This is a genomic window from Mesorhizobium sp. M4B.F.Ca.ET.143.01.1.1 (genome assembly GCF_004792275.1).
In the GTDB taxonomy this organism is placed as follows: domain Bacteria; phylum Pseudomonadota; class Alphaproteobacteria; order Rhizobiales; family Rhizobiaceae; genus Mesorhizobium; species Mesorhizobium abyssinicae.
In genome coordinates this window covers 1-301 of the sequence record NZ_SRSR01000292.1, presented here as the reverse complement: position 1 = coordinate 301, position 301 = coordinate 1, and the positions used below count along the sequence as shown (strand labels likewise).

At 63.5% G+C, this 301-nt stretch carries 1 protein-coding gene; it reads right to left on the bottom strand.

Annotation, left to right across the window (positions count from 1 at the left end; all coding sequences use genetic code 11):
• Positions 1-62: 62 nt before the first annotated feature.
• Positions 63-301 (bottom strand): heme-dependent oxidative N-demethylase subunit alpha family protein (locus tag EN786_RS37045; protein ID WP_135910180.1); only part of this gene is annotated, 239 nt, incomplete at its 5' end.

The window sequence follows — 301 nt, the reverse complement described above, 5'->3', positions numbered from 1 at the left end:
AGATCATTGTCATAAACCAGCGAAAATCGCCAACCGCAGATCAAGCCGGCTTGGTGGCGTGGTTAAGCCGATCCGGCCATGCCGCCGAGGAATTCGACCAGCCGGTCGCGGTCGGCGGTCAGGCCCTTGTAGTCGAGCTGTTGCTGGTCAAGGGCCAGGAGCTGCTGCGCGAACGAGGCCGCCAGCGCTGCCCGGTCCGGATGCGCATCAAGCGCTTTGAGCGGATCGAGGTGGATGCGGATGGTGAAGAGGATGTCGCGCGACACAGGTAGCTTGCGCAGCGTCTGGCGTTCGACGCGGA